The 1,045-nt window shown below is 64.6% G+C and carries 1 protein-coding gene; it reads left to right on the top strand.

Annotation, left to right across the window (positions count from 1 at the left end; genetic code table 11):
* The first annotated feature begins 300 nt into the window (after positions 1 to 300).
* Positions 301 to 834 (top strand): 2-isopropylmalate synthase, encoded by a 534-nt coding sequence (locus tag M1M07_RS32305; protein ID WP_231610642.1) that lies wholly within the window; start codon positions 301 to 303, stop codon positions 832 to 834.
* Positions 835 to 1,045: the final 211 nt, after the last annotated feature.

Here is a 1,045-nt window from a genome sequence, read left to right on the forward strand (position 1 = left end):
GGATATGGCTGAACCCCAGCCTTGGATGGGGGGTCATGGCTGGGGTTCATCTACCATCGGGGGGGATGGCACCACTGACGATACATGAGGGGTTCCTCAGGTTCCACTTTCCGCGGTCACGTTTCGATCACGTATCGACGGTGCAAAGGTTGCCTTTCGGACTTTCGCCCTTTACTGTGGCTTGTCATGAAGCGCGTACTCGTAGTTCACCGCCGTAGCGGGGTCTGATTCGGACCGACCCCTCGCTGCGGGTCGTTGAGCTACCTGTCGGTCCTCCCTTCTCGTGGAAGACCTCCTCCGATGAACGCCTTCACCTCCTTCGCTTCCGATCGTCGTATCGCCGCTGCGCGTCCCTTCGCCTCCTGCACCGAGACGGATCGACTCACCTCGCTCGACCCGTTCGCCGCCCGCTACGGCCGTGCCCTGCCGCTCGCGCTCCGCGCCGAAGCCGCCGGCATGTCCTGGACCGAATTCGCGGCGAACTACGCCCCGCAGGGCGGGCCGCTGGAACTTCGCGCCTGGAACACCACTGTGTTGACCGGGGGACTGTGCGCGTACGAGGCGACCTTCGAGCTCGACGGGACGGAGCGCAGCACCGCCTCCGTCGCGACCGGCCCGGTGTCCGCGATGACCGGCATGATCCACGAGCTCGGTTTCCGCCTCGAAATCCGTTCGTTCCACCGCCAGGACATGGGGGACACCCACGCGACGTTCCTGCTGTGCGAGTCCGACGACGAGCGCAGCTGCTGGGTGATGGGACTGGGCGGCACGGCCGCGGAGTCGACGCTGCGGGCGATGATCGCGGGAATCAACCGCCTGTACGGCACGCGCTGATCCACCGAAGCTCGATCCACCGAAGCCGGGACGGCCTCGCACGAGCGATCGTGCGAGGCCGTTCGGCGCTCGGCATCTGAATGCGGGTTAATGGCCAGAATGTGTGTACAGAACCCGCCATTTCCTGCCCCTGACCTCGAATGATAGGCGTCCGAACATGCTCTGAAAGCATGTTCGGTGTCAGCTACCCGGAATTCCCCGCTCTGTGGTG

This window comes from Rhodococcus sp. HM1 (genome assembly GCF_023218075.1).
Lineage (GTDB): Bacteria > Actinomycetota > Actinomycetes > Mycobacteriales > Mycobacteriaceae > Rhodococcus.

Coding starts and splice junctions, on each gene's coding strand:
- M1M07_RS32305 (WP_231610642.1), top strand. CDS start 301: ATGAACGCCTTCACCTCCTTCGCTTCCGATCGTCGTATCGCCGCTGCG.